Source organism: Arthrobacter sp. zg-Y1171 (genome assembly GCF_025244845.1).
In the GTDB taxonomy this organism is placed as follows: domain Bacteria; phylum Actinomycetota; class Actinomycetes; order Actinomycetales; family Micrococcaceae; genus Arthrobacter_B.
Genome location: NZ_CP104264.1, coordinates 1390695 through 1405988 on the forward strand (window position 1 = coordinate 1390695; position 15294 = coordinate 1405988).

Annotated in this window: 11 protein-coding genes; 7 read left to right on the forward strand and 4 right to left on the reverse strand. The window is 67.6% G+C overall.

Annotated features, from left to right (window positions below; genetic code table 11):
• Nucleotides 1-36 precede the first annotated feature (36 nt).
• Nucleotides 37-1032, reverse strand: a complete 996-nt coding sequence (locus tag N2L00_RS06440) for a M56 family metallopeptidase (protein ID WP_255863235.1) — start codon at nucleotides 1030-1032, stop codon at nucleotides 37-39.
• Between the two features lie 15 nt (nucleotides 1033-1047).
• Nucleotides 1048-1413: a BlaI/MecI/CopY family transcriptional regulator gene (locus N2L00_RS06445; RefSeq protein WP_255765863.1), complete on the reverse strand. Its 366-nt coding sequence runs from the start codon at nucleotides 1411-1413 to the stop codon at nucleotides 1048-1050.
• A gap of 184 nt (nucleotides 1414-1597) precedes the next feature.
• On the opposite strand from N2L00_RS06445, the gene N2L00_RS06450 reads away from it, so the two are divergent.
• From N2L00_RS06450 to N2L00_RS06465, 4 genes are all read left to right on the forward strand, one after another.
• Entirely contained in the window at nucleotides 1598-3199 is a 1602-nt protein-coding gene (locus N2L00_RS06450) for a cytochrome ubiquinol oxidase subunit I (RefSeq protein ID WP_255765864.1), read from the forward strand.
• A 93-nt stretch (nucleotides 3200-3292) separates the two neighbouring features.
• Nucleotides 3293-4309: a cytochrome d ubiquinol oxidase subunit II gene (gene cydB, locus N2L00_RS06455; protein ID WP_255863234.1), complete on the forward strand. Its 1017-nt coding sequence runs from the start codon at nucleotides 3293-3295 to the stop codon at nucleotides 4307-4309.
• A complete protein-coding gene (gene cydD / locus N2L00_RS06460; protein WP_255863233.1) occupies nucleotides 4306-7776 on the forward strand; it encodes a thiol reductant ABC exporter subunit CydD in 3471 nt (1156 codons plus the stop codon). The genes cydB and cydD overlap by 4 nt, the downstream gene beginning before the upstream one ends.
• A gap of 9 nt (nucleotides 7777-7785) precedes the next feature.
• Complete coding sequence (locus N2L00_RS06465) at nucleotides 7786-8778, forward strand: GNAT family N-acetyltransferase (RefSeq protein WP_255863232.1); 993 nt, start codon at nucleotides 7786-7788, stop codon at nucleotides 8776-8778.
• 22 nt (nucleotides 8779-8800) lie between these two features.
• Here the strand turns inward: N2L00_RS06465 and N2L00_RS06470 are convergent, their stop codons facing one another.
• Nucleotides 8801-9505 (reverse strand): metal-dependent transcriptional regulator, encoded by a 705-nt coding sequence (locus N2L00_RS06470; RefSeq protein ID WP_255863231.1) that lies wholly within the window; start codon nucleotides 9503-9505, stop codon nucleotides 8801-8803.
• Between the two features lie 118 nt (nucleotides 9506-9623).
• Here N2L00_RS06470 and N2L00_RS06475 point away from each other — a divergent pair, with 118 nt between their 5' ends.
• The 3 genes from N2L00_RS06475 to N2L00_RS06485 all read left to right on the forward strand — a co-directional run bounded on the left by N2L00_RS06475 (nucleotide 9624) and on the right by N2L00_RS06485 (nucleotide 12636).
• Complete coding sequence (locus N2L00_RS06475) at nucleotides 9624-9968, forward strand: metal-sensitive transcriptional regulator (protein WP_255765869.1); 345 nt, start codon at nucleotides 9624-9626, stop codon at nucleotides 9966-9968.
• A 45-nt stretch (nucleotides 9969-10013) separates the two neighbouring features.
• Nucleotides 10014-10238: a heavy-metal-associated domain-containing protein gene (locus tag N2L00_RS06480; protein WP_255765870.1), complete on the forward strand. Its 225-nt coding sequence runs from the start codon at nucleotides 10014-10016 to the stop codon at nucleotides 10236-10238.
• A gap of 61 nt (nucleotides 10239-10299) precedes the next feature.
• A complete protein-coding gene (locus N2L00_RS06485; protein WP_255863230.1) occupies nucleotides 10300-12636 on the forward strand; it encodes a cation-translocating P-type ATPase in 2337 nt (778 codons plus the stop codon).
• 95 nt (nucleotides 12637-12731) lie between these two features.
• Here the strand turns inward: N2L00_RS06485 and N2L00_RS06490 are convergent, their stop codons facing one another.
• Nucleotides 12732-15230 carry a DNA topoisomerase (ATP-hydrolyzing) subunit A gene (locus N2L00_RS06490; RefSeq protein WP_255863229.1) on the reverse strand — a complete coding sequence of 833 codons (2499 nt, stop codon included), beginning with the start codon at nucleotides 15228-15230 and terminating at the stop codon, nucleotides 12732-12734.
• Between the last annotated feature and the right edge of the window lie 64 nt (nucleotides 15231-15294).

Below are 15294 nucleotides of genomic sequence, written 5' to 3' on the forward strand. Positions count from 1 at the left end.
TGGGCCGCGGTCCGCATCTCACGAGGCGGGCCCGGCCTAATCCTGCAGCAGCCCCGGGGCGATCAGCAGGGTGGTCGGTACCGCCAGCAGCAGGGCCGAGAGGCACAGCACGCTCCACTGCTGCCAGCGGGGCAGGGGCGGCTGCGGTGTGAGCAAGCGGCTGAGCCTGCCGGCAATACCCAGCGGCTCTGACCCCTCGGGGGCACCCAAAGCCAGCGGGGGCATGCCGCGCAGGCTGTCCTGCTGTACGGCCGGGGACTTCGGTGCCCCGGGTACCGCGGGGGACCCGGACCCGACAATTGCCACGGCGCGGACGAGCGTCATCCGGTCCACCTTCCGCAGCGCCTCGTCGTCGGCGAGCATTTCGATCAGCTCGTTCACCGAGTGCTGGGCCAGCACCGATGTCGGCAGCCACGGCAGGGCCGCACGCCAGGCCGCGAAGGCCCACAGCAGCAGGTGGTGGTGCTGGGCCAGATGCGCGCGTTCATGGGTGAGCACCGCGGAAAGCTCATCCTCGGAGAGCATGTTCAGCAGACCGTCGGAGAGGACGGTGACGGACCGCGCGCCGCCGGGCAGGCAGTAGGCCACCGGGGTTGGATGCTGGATGACCAGGGTGGCAGGCGTGTCGGCGGAAGGGGAACTGAGCAGGTTGAGCATGTCCCGGTGCCGATGCCGGCCGCGGAGGATCCGGTAGTACGTCAGCAGCAGGGTGAACACCAAGTGGGCGCTGAGCAGCATTGCGGCGCTGAGCGCGAAAACGTGGACCAGTCCGAGGGTGCTTGCCGGGGCGCCCTGCAGAAGGATGCGCCATAAGCCGTGGAGTCCGGCCAGGAGATTGTCCCCGAGCGGCTCCAGGCCCCAGGTCAGCATGGCTCCGATCATGGACAGACCGCCCGCAAGGGCTATCGCCTGCCACAGGACCATGGCGGTGAAAGGGGAGCGGGCCGGCCAGGCTGCCCGTGAGAGAAGAATCGGAACGGGCCACGCCAGCACGATCGCCAGCGCCGCCAAAGCGTAGGACGCCCAGAACACCGCAGGTGCCGGTGCCTAGGCGCCGAGCAGCCTGCGCAGCATTTCAGCCTCGGTGTCGGAGACGGAACCGACGAACCGGGCCAGCACGGCTTCGCGGTCATTGGCGGTGCCGAGGGCTTCATGCATGAGTTCGGCCGTGTGTTCGGCGCGGCTGGTCACGGCACGGTAGCGGTGGGGGCGGATGTCGCGTTCACGCTGGACCAGCGACTTCTTTTCCAGCCGTGAGAGCACGGTCAGCACGGTGGTGACAGCGAGACCCTTGCCGTCAGCGGAATCCTCACGCTGCGCGAGTTTCTCGCGGAGTTCATTGGCGGTTGCTGCTTCGTTTGATTCCCAGAGCAGATCCATCATTGCGCGTTCCAACTCACCGAGCGTTGCCATGTGCATCCTTTTTCGATCGAGATCCCCCGCGGACCCCCGTGTCGGGTCCAGACTTACTAATGTACCGCGTTTCGATCGTTTGTTCTACATCACGTAGAAATCTTGCGAAAGTTGTTCTACGCTGTGTAGAAGTAAGGAATTCTATGTCGTGTAGAAGTCGTTCCTCAAGCTGAAGGACATAAGCGTGGAAGCACTGGATATCGCCCGGTGGCAGTTCGGCATCACGACCGTCTACCACTTCCTCATGGTCCCGCTGACCATTGGGCTGGGGATTGTGGTGGCAGCCATGCAGACAGCCTGGGTGCGCACCGGCAAAGAGCAGTACCTGCGAATGACGAAGTTCTGGGGCAAGCTGTTCCTCATTAACTTCATCCTGGGCCTGGCCACCGGCCTGGTTCAGGAGTTCCAATTCGGGATGGCCTGGAGCGAGTACAGCCGCTTCGTCGGCGACGTCTTCGGCGCCCCGCTGGCACTGGAATCACTGTTGGCGTTCTTCACGGAATCAGTGTTCCTGGGACTGTGGATCTTCGGCTGGAAGAGGTTGCCCCCGAAGATCCATCTGGCGTGCATCTGGATCACCACGCTCGCCTCCATGCTCTCGGCCTACTTCATCCTCGCCGCCAACTCCTGGATGCAGCACCCCGTGGGCGTGGAAATGGTGGACGGCCGCCCGGTCATGAACGACATCTGGGCCGTCCTGACCAACAACACCCTCCTCGTCGCGTTCCCGCACACAATCTTCGGTGCCTTTGCCGTTGCCGGCGGATTCCTGCTCGGCATCGCCTGGTACCACCTCTGGAAGCGGCGCCGCGACGGCATCGACACCGTGGATGCCAAGGGCAACGTGGTGGTGGGCGAACGGCCCGAAACGGGCCGTGACAAGACCGACCACACCGTGTGGCTGCGGTCCCTGCGCATCGGCGCCGTCGTCGCCATGATCTCCTTCGCCGGCGTCGCCGTCAGCGGTGACCTGCAGGGCAAGCTGATGTTCGAGCAGCAGCCCATGAAGATGGCGGCTGCGGAGGCAGCGTGCCATGACGGCACCGGCTTCTCAGTCCTGTCCATCGGTGACCCCGGTGCGGAGAACTGTGAAGACGTGGACACCCTGGTCGAAATTCCAGGCATGCTGTCCTTCCTCGCCAACGGCGACTTCGACACCGAAATCCGGGGCGTAAACACCCTGCTGGATGAGTACCGCGACGCCTACGGCACCCACCTGCCGGACAACGAAATGTACGGCACCAACTCCGGCATGGAAATCGACTACACGCCGAACTTCGCCGTCACCTACTGGGGCTTCCGCATCATGATCGGCTTCGGCAGCGTTGCCGCCGTCGCCGCGGCCTATGCCCTGTGGGCGGTCCGCAAGGGCACCGTCCCCGAGTCCAAGTGGCTGATGCGCCTGGCCGTCTTCGGCATCCTGGCACCGTTCGGCGCCAACTCCGCAGGCTGGATCTTCACCGAAATGGGCCGCCAGCCGTTTGTGGTGGCTCCGAACCCCACCGGTACCGACGGCGTCTTCATGTTCACAGCAGCAGCCGTCTCGCCGGGTGTGAGCATGGCGGAACTGCTGTTCTCCGTCATCACCTTCACCGTCGTGTACCTGGCCCTGCTGATCGTGGAGGTGCGGCTGCTGTTCAAGTTCGTCCGCGGCGGCGTCCCGGCAGCGATGCCGGACCTGCTGGGCGGCGACGACGGCGGCACGGGCGGCCTGGACTCCGCCGGCGGCGATCCGGACGGCAGCCCAGGAACGAAGAAGCATGATGTCCTCGACTTTGCCTACTAAGGCGCCCCGGGGGGAGGCCGTGCACGCGGCCGCCCTCCGGGTCCTCCACCCTGCAATCTGCCGGACACCGGCACTTCTGGAGCTCTGAAAGTAATGTCGCTACCGCTGTTCTGGTTTATCGTGATTGCCTTCCTATGGGTCGGGTACCTTTTCCTGGAGGGCTTCGACCTCGGGGTCGGCATGCTTATGAAGCTGATGGCCCGTGATGAGAAAGACCGCCGGGTACTGCTGAACACCATCGGCCCCGTGTGGGACGGCAACGAAGTCTGGCTGATCACGGTCGGTGCAATGACTTTCGCGGCGTTCCCGATGTGGTACGCCTCGCTGTTCTCCGCCCTGTACATCCCCCTGGTCATTGTGCTGCTGGGGCTCATCTTCCGGGCCGTGTCCATCGAGTACCGCGGCAAGCATGACAGTGACAGCTGGCGCAACCGCTGGGACTGGGGCCTGGCCCTGGGCTCCTTCGCGGCGGCCTTCGGCGTCGGCGCCGCGCTCGGACTGACCACCACAGGCCTGCCGCTGAATGCGAACGGCGACCGCGTGGGCGGGGCATTCGCCTGGCTGACTCCGTACGCGGTGCTGGGCGGAGTGGCCGTAGTGGCCTTCTGCCTGGTTCACGCCCTCGTTTTCCTGATGCTCAAGACCGACGGGCAGATCCGTGACCGCGCCAAGCGCATCGTGACGCGCTGGCTGCCCGTGGGCATCCTGCCCTTGGCGGCCTGGGCCATCATTGTGCAGATCATGAACGCCAAGGTGGAGACCCTGCCCCTGTTGGTGATTGCCGTGGTGGGAGCCCTCCTGGCCTGGCTCTACGCCCGCCGGGGCCGTGACGGCCTGAGCTTCATCAGCCTCGGGATCTTCCTGGTGGCCGGAGCGGCGACCATCTTCGCCTCCATGTACCCCGTGGTGCTGCCCTCCACGCTGGATGCCGCGTGGAACCTGACGGTGGAAAACGCCTCCGCTTCCCCCTACGCCCTGAAGGTCATGAGCTGGGTGGCCCTGTTCGGCCTGCCGGTAGTGGTGCTGTACCAGGGCTGGACCTATTGGGTGTTCCGTAAGCGGGTCACCACCGAGTCCATCCCCGCCCCCCACAGTTTCAAACCGCAGTGAAGCCGATTCTTCCGGTCAGTGCCACCAGCCGCCGCGCGCTGTACCTCCTCGGGCTGCTCGCAGCCATCAAGGCCGCGGGGCTGGTGCTGCTGGCCGACGCCGTAGCCAGCGGCATCGCCGGCCTGGCCGCCGGCGGCCCGGAGTGGAACCGCGTGTTCCTGCTCGGCACCGCCGGCGCCGTGCTGCGGTCCGTGGCCGTATGGGGCCAGGACACCGTGGCCCAGCGTGCGGCCGCGGGGGTGAAGGACGAACTGCGCCGGCAGCTGTCCGAGCGGGTACTGGCCGACGGCGGCACCGTCCCGGGGATGGGCAGCGGCGCCCTGAGCGTCCTGCTGACCCGCGGGTTGGACGGGCTGGACAACTACTACTCCAAGTACCTGCCCGCACTGGTGACCTGCGCCGTCGTCCCCCTGCTGGTGGGTGCCCGCATCCTCGCCGCGGACTGGATCAGCGCCGTCACGATCGTGCTGACCGTCCCACTTATTCCGGTCTTTATGATCCTGATCGGCCTGCACACCGAGGACAAGACCGCCGCCGCGGTGGACGCACTGAACCGGCTCTCGGACAACATGCTGGAGCTCGCCAAGGGCCTGCCCGTGCTGGTGGGCCTCGGCCGTGCCCGTGCGCAGACCCGGGCACTGCGCGACGTCGCCGACCGCTACCGCACCACAACGCTGGCAACCCTGCGGGTGGCGTTTATGTCCTCGCTGGCGCTGGAACTCATTGCCACTATCTCGGTGGCCCTGGTGGCAGTATTCATCGGTGTCCGGCTGGTGCACGGGGGCATGCCGCTGGAATTGGGGCTGCTGGCCCTGATCCTTGCACCCGAGTGCTACCAGCCGCTGCGTGACCTGGGCACCGCCCACCACGCCAGCGAGGACGGCCTCGAAGCGCTGAACCGGACCAACGCGGTGCTGGACGCACCCGCGGCCGTGCCGCTGGCGGACGCTTCAGCCGCCGCTGAGGAAACCGCCGGGTCGGCGCTCGTGGTCAGGAACCTGACCATCGCCTACGAAGGCCGGCCGCATCCTGCCGTGGAGGACCTCAGCTTCACGGTCCCGGCAGGTGCCGTTGCCGCCCTGACCGGTTCCAGCGGGGCGGGAAAAACCTCCGTGCTGGAAGTCCTGGCCGGGCTCCGGCGGAACGGCGGCGACACCCGGCTGGACGGCACCGTGCAGGGCATCAGCCGCGAAACGCAGGCGTGGATACCCCAGCACCCCGTCCTGGTCGAGGACACCGTTGCCGCGGAGATAGCCCTCTACGCGGGTCTACCGGTGACCGGTTCCGGCGCTGCCGAAAGCCCGGACAACGCGGGGCGCACGGCCGCCCGCCGGGCACTCGAACGCATCGACGCCGGGCACCTGCTCGATTCCGCCACCGCGGACCTGAGTCCGGGCGAGCAGCGCCGGGTGGCCGTGGCGCGGGCACTGGCCCGCATCGACGGGAATCCCGGCGTCCGGATCCTGCTGGCGGATGAACCGACCGCACACCTCGATTCGCGCAGCGCCTCGGCCGTCCGTGCCGCCCTCGCCGCGCTGCGGGGGCGGACCACCGTGCTGCTGGTAGCCCACGACGCCGCCACCGCAGCCATCGCTGACACGGTGATTCCGGTTGAAGGGGCGGCGGGCGGAAGCCTGCCCCGGGAACGGGTCAAGGGCAAGCATGCGGCATCCCTGGCCGCCGCTGCCCGCAGCGCCCCGGTAAGGATTCCGGCCGGCTCCGGCCCGGCAGCTGCTGCCGGCGCCGGTCCCGGGAAAGCCGACGGCCCGGCATCCGGCGGCTCCGCAGCCGACACGGCCGCGGAGCCGGCGTCGGGCCATGAGCCGCTGTGGAAGAACCTCATGGTGCTGAAGCCGTGGAGCAGGCAGTTCGTCCTGGCGCTGGTGCTGGGCACGGGTGCCACCATGTTCGCCGTCGCCCTGACGGCCCTGTCCGCCTGGCTGATCGTGCGTGCCGCGGAACAGCCGCCGATCCTGTACCTGCTCATGGCGATTGTCGGGGTGCGGTTCTTCGGCATCGGCCGGGCATTGCTGCGGTACCTGGAGCGCCTCTCCCTGCACGACGCCGTCTTCCGGGCCACCAACACGCTGCGGGTCCGGCTCTGGAACGGGCTGCTGCAGCGCCCCGAAGGCTGGCGCCGCGTGGCGCGGGGTTCGGGTGCCCTCGAACGCCTGGTGGGTGACGTGGACGAGCTGCGGGACATCGCGCCCCGGGTGGTCTTCGCACCCCTGACCGGTCTGCTCACCGCCGTCGCTGCCTGTGTAGTGACCTGGCTGCTGGTCCCGGAAGGCCTGGCGGTGCAGGTGGCGCTGACCGTGGTGGGGATGGTCATTGCGCCGCTGCTGGCACTGTTCGCCGATTCCGCTGCCCGTGCAGCCACCGTGAACCTGCAGGCCCGGTCCATGTCTTCCATGGCCCGCCTGCTCACGGCTGCTTCCGACCTGGAAGCCAATTCGAGCTCGGGGCCGGTGCTGGCCCGCCAGGAGCAGTTCGAAGCAGCCGCGGCCCGGGCTGTCCGGCGCAGTGCCTGGGCCCAGGGCCTGGCCAATGCCGTCACCGCCCTGGCCTGCTCCCTTGCAGCGCTCTACATGATCAGCGCGTCGCAGGACGGTCCGGCCACCGTGGCCGCGGTGGTGGTCCTGGTGCAGCTGGCGCTGATTGAGCCTTTCGTGGCAGTCAACGGCTCCATCCAGCAGTTCTCCGCGTGGCGCACCCTGGGGGACAAGGTGCTGCCGGATCTGGGCACGGAAGACGTCGCGCCCGATGACACCGCCGGGGAAACCGCTGCCCGGGAGAGCTTCGGCAAGGTCCAGGTGCTGGAACTGGATAACATCCGGTACCGCTATCCCGGTGCTGCCGCAGATGTGCTGACCGGCGTGGACCTCACGGTCTCCGCGGGGGAGTGGGTGGCCGTCACCGGTCCCTCCGGCAGCGGCAAATCCACGCTGCTCGGCGTGCTGCTCGGCTTCCTGCCGCCCCGAAGCGGTACCTATCTGATCAACGGCGTTCCTGCGCAGTCGGTCCCGCAGGCAGCCCGGCGGATGGCGTGGTGCCCGCAGGAGGCGCACCTGTTCGACTCGACCCTCCGCGGCAACCTGCTCCTGGCCCGTGACCGCACCCTCGCGCCGACGGAAGCCGAAATGGTCGGCTCGCTCCGTGCTGTGGGCCTGGGACCGCTGTTCGACACACTGCCCGAGGGCCTGGACACAGCCATCGGCGCCGGCGGGCATTTCCTCTCCGGCGGCCAGCGCCAGCGGCTTGCCGTGGCCCGTGCGCTGCTCGCCGAGGCCGACGTCGTGCTCCTGGATGAGCCCACGGCCCACCTGGACGCGGAGGCGGGGGCGCAGCTGATGGCCGACCTGAAATCCGGACTGCAGGGCAAGGCAGTGGTGGTGGTAACCCATAATCCGGCCGACGCAGCCTGGTGCGGGCGGGAAATCTCACTGGGAGCGGTGCTGATGTCCTAGGGTGGATGGATGCAGACGCCCTCCCCACCCCTGTTCCCCGGGCCGGAAACCGGCCTGCGCTGGCGCTCCATCGGAGCCGACGACGTCGACGCCTGGTACGCCCTGATCCGCCGGATGGCGGAGGTGGACAAACCCGGATGGGTGGAGGACCGCAGGGACCTGGAGCAGGCGCTGGAAACCACCTCCGGGGATCCCGCAAAGGACACGCTGATCGGGCTGGACAAATCCGGTGCGGCACGGGCGTACGGCCGGATCGCCGTGAACCCCGGTTCGGAGACCGGCTCCGGCTTCGGCGGCGTCGACCCGCAGTGGCGGCGCCGGGGCATCGGTTCCAAGGTCTACCGCTGGCAGGAAACCCGCCTGCGCCAGCGGCTGCTCACGGAGCACCGGAAACACGGTGTGCTGCGCACCTACGCCGAGGAATCCAACGCCTCCCAGGTGGCACTGCTGCAGTCCGAGGGCGCCGAGGTGGTGCGCTACTTCACCGAGATGAGCCGGCCGCTGACGGGCGGCCTGCCCGACGCCGTACTGCCGGAGGGGATGGAATTCCGCACCTTTGACCCCGAGATCTCCGACGCCGTGCGCCGGGCGCATAACGAAGCGTTCAAGGACCACTGGGGGAGCGAGCCGCGGAACAAGGAGCGGTGGGGATTCACCATCGACCATCCCCAGTTCCGGCCGGACTGGAGCTTCGCGGTGGTGGACACCGGCTCCGGCGAGGTTGCCGCCTACCAGTTGGCGAGCTTCGATCCGGAGAGCAAGGACATCCACGGCTACAACGAGGGCTACACCATGCTCCTCGGCGTGCGGCGGGACTGGCGGGGACGGAAACTTGCTCCGGCGATGCTGCGTGAAGCAATGCGCCGGTTCCGGGAGGGCGGCATGGACAACGCCGGGCTCGGCGTGGACACGGAGAACCCGTCCGGTGCCCTGGGACTTTACGAAAGCCTGGGCTATAAGCCCACGCACCGGGAAGTGGTCTTCGACAAGACGGTCCTGTAGCAGGGGCCGCGGGAAGGTTGCGCTACCGGTCCGACGCGGCCGTTTCCGGGGACGTGGCCGGGACCTTGAGGATCCAGATGGCTTCCGCTGCGGGCAGGCCCAGGTCCAGCGTCCGGCCCCCGGTTTCAATAGTCAGCGTGCCGGCATACGGCTGGCGCTGCACCACGGACACCATGGTGTCCAGGTGGAGCCCCAGCCCGGCCAGGTAGCGCAGCAGTTCGGGTTCGTTGTCGGAGACGCGGGCCACCGTTCCGCGGGTACCGGGTTCGCACCGGCTCAGGCGCTGTGCGTCCAGTACGGGGAAACTGCCGTCGCGGGCCGGGATGGGGTCGCCGTGCGGGTCACGCACGGGATTGCCGAGGCGCGCCGCCAGGGCATCAACCATCTTGTCCGATACGGCGTGCTCGAGGTGTTCGGCTTCGTCGTGCACTTCGTCCCAGCGGTAGCCCAGGTACTCCACGAGGAACGTCTCGATCAGCCGGTGCCTGCGGACCATGCCCACGGCAGCCTTCTCGCCCGCGTCCGTCAGCGCAATCGACCCGTAGCGGGCGTGCGTCAACAGGCCCTGGCCGGTGAGCTTCTTTACCGCCTCGGAGACCGACGACGGCGAGAAGCCCATGTGGACGGACAGCGCGGACACCGTCAGGGGTTCATCCGTCCATTCCTGCGCGGTCCAAATGACCTTCAGGTAATCCTGGCTTGCTGTCGAGAGTTCACTGTGTACCACGGAATCCACCTTACTGGCAGGACGCCGCCCCTCCGGGGATAAATACCCCCTAGGGGTACTTGAATCGATACCCCGGCAGGGTATACCTTGGAGGCAGTCAAGGATTGGAGCAGAGGCAATGGACGCAGTCACGCAGAACGTTCCGGACACCGTGGAGTCCCACGACGGGCCGCATGGTTACGCGTCGGATAAAGACGCCTACCTCCGCCGGCTGCGCCGGATTGAGGGACAGGTGCGGGGAATTGCCCGCATGGTCGAGGAGGACAAATACTGCATCGACATCCTCACCCAGGTCGCGGCCATCAACAAGGCGCTGCACGCGGTCAGCCTGGGACTGGTCCAGGACCACATGTCGCACTGCCTGGTAGACGCAGCGCAGGAATCCGAGCGGACCGGCAACCCCGAGATTGTGACCGCCAAGGTCCAGGAAGCTGCCGACGCCATCGGCCGGCTGCTGCGCTAGGACCGGCACCCGATCCATTCACCCATCCCAAGGAAGAAGATTCACATGGAAACCACCACACTGAACATCTCAGGCATGACCTGCGGCCACTGCGTCGCCTCCGTGACCGAGGAACTGGAGGCACTCGACGGCGTCGACAAGGTCACCGTGGACCTGAACGCGGGCGGCATCTCAACCGCTACTGTCACCGCGAACCGCAGCCTCAGCACCGCCGAACTGGGCGAAGCGGTTGCGGAAGCCGGTTACCTGGTGGTCGACGCCGACGCGTAGCGGCTGCACCATGCGCAACGCAGCGGATACTGCGCACAGGAAGTAGGAGAAGGGAACCATCATGGACACTCGCGAACAAGCGGCAACCAGGGCAGTCGAACTTGAGATCCAGGGCATGACCTGCGCTTCCTGCGTGGCGCGGGTGGAGCGCAGGCTCGGAAAGATCGACGGCGTCGAGGCGTCAGTCAACCTGCCGCTGGAAAGTGCGCGGGTCACCGCCCCCGCAGCCGTGTCAGACCAGCAGCTTGTCGACGCCGTTAATGCCGCCGGTTACAACGCCCGGCTGAAAACCCGGCAGCCTGCCCGGCCTTCCGCCCACGGGGGGCACGCCGCCGCGGCACCGGGAGCGGGCGCCGAGGATAACACGCCGGTGGAACACGGTGACAACCACACGGCCGGCGACGACCACATGTCCGCTGAAGACCACATGTCCCACGGCGGGACTGCCGCACAGCTGCGTCCACGGCTGATCCTGGCAGCGGTCCTCAGCGTTCCGGTCCTGCTCATTTCCATGGTTCCCGCACTGGCATTCCCGAACTGGGGATGGGTGGTGGCGCTGCTCGCCCTGCCCGTGGTGACTTGGTCCGCGTGGCCCTTCCACCGGGCCGCGGCCATCAACGCCCGGCACCTTGCCTCCACCATGGACACCCTGGTCTCCATCGGCGTCACGGCGGCCTACCTGTTCTCGGTAGGCCAGCTGGCCGTCGATCCGGGAATCACGTCTGATCCGGGCATGGGATCGGACCCGCACCTGTACTTCGAGGTCGCCTCGGTGGTGGTCACCTTCCTGCTGCTGGGCCGCTACCTGGAGGCCAACGCCAAAACCAAGGCAACGGATGCGCTGAAGGCACTGCTGAACCTGGGCGCCAAGGACGCGACAGTGCTGCGGGACGGATCGGAAGTCCGCATCCCGGCGGACCGGCTTGAAGTCGGCGACGTATTCGTTGTCCGGCCCGGGGAAAAGATACCGGCTGACGGCGTGGTACTCGAGGGCCGCTCGGCGGTGGATGCTTCCCTGATCACCGGCGAGTCGCTGCCCGTGGAGGTGGATGTCGACAGCCCGGTCACGGGCGCCACCATCAACACCTCCGGCCGCCTGCTGGTGCGGGCCACCCGGGTAGGAAGCGAGACCACCCTGGCGCAGATGGGCCGCCTCGTCAGCGACGCCCAGTCGTCCAAGGCACCGATCGCCCGGCTTGCGGACCGGATCAGTGCCGTGTTCGTTCCGGTGGTCCTCGGAATCGCGGTCCTGACCTTCGTGTTGTGGATGCTCCTGACCGGCGACCTGCAGGCAGCCTTCACTGCCGCCGTCACGGTGCTGGTGATCGCCTGCCCGTGTGCCCTCGGCCTCGCCACCCCGGTGGGCCTGCTGACCGGAACCGGCCGCGGCGCGCAGCTGGGCATCCTGATCAAGGGTGCCCAGGTGCTGGAGGACACCCGGACAGTGGACACCATCGTGCTGGACAAGACCGGCACCATTACGTCGGGCCGGCTGTCCATCGCCCGGATCCGGCTGCTGGACAATGAATCAGCGGATTTCACCGCGGATGACATGCTGCGCCTGGCCGGCTCGGTCGAGGATGCCGGGGAGCACCCGATTGCCCGGGCCATCGCCAAGTCCGCACGTTCCGGTCCAGGCACCGTGCCGGTCACCGACTTCGATTCAGCGCCGGGCGGGGGAGTCCGCGGCACCGTGGACGGACACCGCATCGTGGCCGGACGCCCGGCCTGGCTGGACGAAAACGGGGTAGACCTGCCGGATGCTGCCTACGCCGCGCTGCGGGAAGAGCAGGACGCTGGCGCCACTGCCGTCCTGGTGGCGGTCGATGACCGGGCGGCGGGAATCATCAGCCTGCAGGACACCGTCAAGGAAGGCTCCGCGGAGGCGATTGCACGGTTCCGCAGCCTGGGCCTGCACCCGGTGCTGCTGACCGGCGACAACGCGGTGGTGGCCGCCCAGGTCGCGGAACAGGTGGGAATCCCGGCCGAGGATGTGCTTGCCGATGTCCGTCCCGAAGGGAAGGTCGACGCCGTCCGGCGGCTCCAGGCACAGGGACGCACCGTGGCGATGGCCGGGGACGGCGTGAACGACGCCGCGGCACTGGCCCAGGCGGATCTGGGGATCGCGATGGGATCCGGCACCGACGTCGCCATGGAAGCGGCAGACCTGACCGTGATGGGCAGCAGCCTGGGACAGGTGGCCACCGCCGTCGAACTCTCCCGGCGGACGCTGGCGACCATTAAGACCAACCTGTTCTGGGCGTTCTTCTACAACGCGGTCGGCATCCCGGTGGCAGCCTTCGGACTGCTCAACCCCATGATCGCCGGGGCGGCGATGGCGGCGAGCTCGGTGCTGGTGGTCGGCAACTCGCTGCGGCTGCGCAGCTTCGGCAAATAGGAAGACCGGCGCCCAGACAGCAAAGAACGGGCCGGTCCGCGGGAGCTGCATGCTCCGCGGACCGGCCCGTTTTTCGTTGTTGCTGCCTGCCGGCGTCAGCCCTGGCTTGGTCCTACGGCGTCTACCGCGTTGGCCAGGGGCACCCCGGAACCGTCCCGCCGGCCATGCTCGGTGGGCAGGGCCCGCGCCACGCCGTTGGCTGCGGACGCCTTCGCGGGACCGTGTCCGGCCCACGCCACCGACAGCGAATCTTCGCCCTTCAGGAAGCGGTGCGCCCGTACGCCGGCAGTGGCCCGGCCCTTCGCCGGGTATTCGGCGAACGGTGTCACCTTCACCGACCCGCCGGGAGTGCCCGGCAAGGCCTCGGTGGTGGTCGAAACGGTGACGACGACGGCGTCGGGATCCTCCGCGGCCACGGCACCGAAGAATACCGCGGCGTCGTCGGCGGCCAGCTTGATCCCGGCCACGCCGCTTGCCGTACGGCCCTGGGCGCGGACCGCGGAGGCAGGGAAGTGCAGCAGCTGTGCCGACCGGGTGATGAAGACCAGTTCGTCCGTCTCGTCCGCTGCCACGGACACCCCGATGACCTCGTCCTTGGGCTTGAGCGTGATGGCTTCCCAGTCATCACGGTTCAGCGGGTAATCGGGATTGACCCGCTTCACCACTCCGTTACGGGTGCCGATGGCCACCACGGCGTTCAACGGAACAAGTCCCACCAGCTTCTCGCCCTTGCCCAGGGTCATGAATTCCTTGACCGGCACGCCGCCGGCAAGGTTCGGCAGGCCGGCGGTCGGGGGCAGGGCGGGCAGGTCAAGGACGGAGATCCGGATCATCCGGCCCGAGGAGGTCAGCGCCCCGATCTCGCCGCGGGCGGTGGTCTTGACTACCGAGCGGAACACGTCGTGACGCACCCGCTGCCCGCCTTCGGCGAGCGGTTCCTGGTCCGAGGTCCGGGCCACCTGGCCGGAGGCGGACAGGATGGCCCAGCAGGGATCGTCCGGGATCTCCAGCGGAAGGATCGCCTTGGCGCCCTTGCCCGCGACGCCGGCCGCAGCGGTCACTGCCGCACCCTTCAGGGGTGAAGCGGCCTCCGATTCGAGCAGCACCGTACGCCGCGGCGTCGCGTATTTTGCCGCCACTTCGCCCAGCTCATCCGAGACCAGGGAGCGCAGCCGCTGCTCGGAGCCGAGAATCGCTTCGAGTTCCTCGATGGCTTTGCGCAGCTCGTCCTGCTCCTTCTCGAGCTCGATGCGGGAGTACTTCGTCAACTGCCGCAGGCGCAGCTCGAGGATATGGCTGGCCTGGACTTCGGTCAGGTCGTACACGGCCATCAGCCGTTCCCGGGCCTGGGCCGTTTCATCCGAGGACCGGATGATCTGGATGACCTCGTCAATGTCCACAATGGCGATCAACAGGCCCTCGACCAGGTGCAGCCGGTCCTTCTTCCGGCTCAGCCGGTAGGCGGTGCGCCGGCGGACCACGCCAAGGCGGTGTGCAACGTAGACCTGCAGCAGCTCAACCAGCCCCAGGGTCCGGGGCTGCCCGTCCACGAGGGTGACGTTGTTGATCCCGAAGGAATCCTCCATGGGCGTGAACTTGTACAGCTGGGCCAGCACCGCGTTGGGGTTGAACCCGTTCTTCAGCTCGATCACCAGGCGCAGGCCGTGGCTGCGGTCCGTCAAGTCCACAATGTCGGAGATGCCCTGCAGCTTCTTGGACGTCACGGCGTCCTTGATCTTTTCAATGACCTTTTCCGGGCCGACCATGTAGGGCAGTTCGGTGACCACCAGGCCTGTGCGGCGCGCGGTGAGCTGCTCCACCTCCACCTTGGCGCGGGTCTTGAAGGAACCGCGGCCGCTGGCGTAGGCATCGCGGATGCCGTCCAGCCCGACAATCCGTCCGCCCGTGGGCAGGTCCGGTCCGGGGATGAAGCGCATCAGCTCCTCCAGCCCGGCGTCCGGGTTGGCGATCAGGTGCTGGGTGGCGGCAATAACCTCGCCGAGGTTGTGCGGCGCCATGTTCGTGGCCATGCCCACGGCAATACCCGTGGCACCGTTGACCAGCAGGTTGGGGAAGGCAGCGGGCAGCACTTCGGGCTGCTGGAGCTGGTTGTCGTAGTTCGGGACAAAGTCCACTACGTCTTCGTCCAGGTGATCCGTCAGGGTCAGGGCCGGGGCCGCCAGCCGGGCCTCCGTGTAACGGGCGGCGGCCGGACCGTCGTCGAGCGAGCCGAAGTTGCCGTGGCCGTCGATCAGCGGCAGGCGCAGAGCCCAGTCCTGAGCCATGCGCACCATGGCGTCATAAATGGCCGTGTCACCGTGCGGGTGCAGCTTGCCCATCACCTCGCCCACCACCCGGGCGGACTTCACATGCCCGCGGTCGGGCCGCAGCCCCATGTCGGACATCATGTACAGGATGCGCCGCTGGACAGGCTTCAGGCCGTCGCGTGCATCGGGGAGGGCACGCGAATAGATCACCGAGTAGGCGTATTCGAGGAAGGAGCCCTCCATCTCGGTGGTGACATCTATCTCGATGATGTTCTCGGCGATCTTTTCGCCGGGTACGGATTTGGAGACGGGTTGGCGCCGGGCCATGCTTTTGTCGAATCCTTGCAGTGTTAGGGGACAGGGATTGCGCCCCGTACATAATCCACGCGGT

Excerpts from the sequence above, each read along its gene's own strand:
- N2L00_RS06475 (WP_255765869.1), top strand. The coding sequence starts at position 9,624 with ATGGACGCAGTCACGCAGAACGTTCCGGACACCGTGGAGTCCCACGAC.
- N2L00_RS06485 (WP_255863230.1), top strand. The coding sequence starts at position 10,300 with ATGGACACTCGCGAACAAGCGGCAACCAGGGCAGTCGAACTTGAGATC.
- cydB (WP_255863234.1), top strand. The coding sequence starts at position 3,293 with ATGTCGCTACCGCTGTTCTGGTTTATCGTGATTGCCTTCCTATGGGTC.
- N2L00_RS06480 (WP_255765870.1), top strand. The coding sequence starts at position 10,014 with ATGGAAACCACCACACTGAACATCTCAGGCATGACCTGCGGCCACTGC.
- N2L00_RS06445 (WP_255765863.1), bottom strand. The coding sequence starts at position 1,413 with ATGGCAACGCTCGGTGAGTTGGAACGCGCAATGATGGATCTGCTCTGG.
- N2L00_RS06465 (WP_255863232.1), top strand. The coding sequence starts at position 7,786 with ATGCAGACGCCCTCCCCACCCCTGTTCCCCGGGCCGGAAACCGGCCTG.
- N2L00_RS06490 (WP_255863229.1), bottom strand. The coding sequence starts at position 15,230 with ATGGCCCGGCGCCAACCCGTCTCCAAATCCGTACCCGGCGAAAAGATC.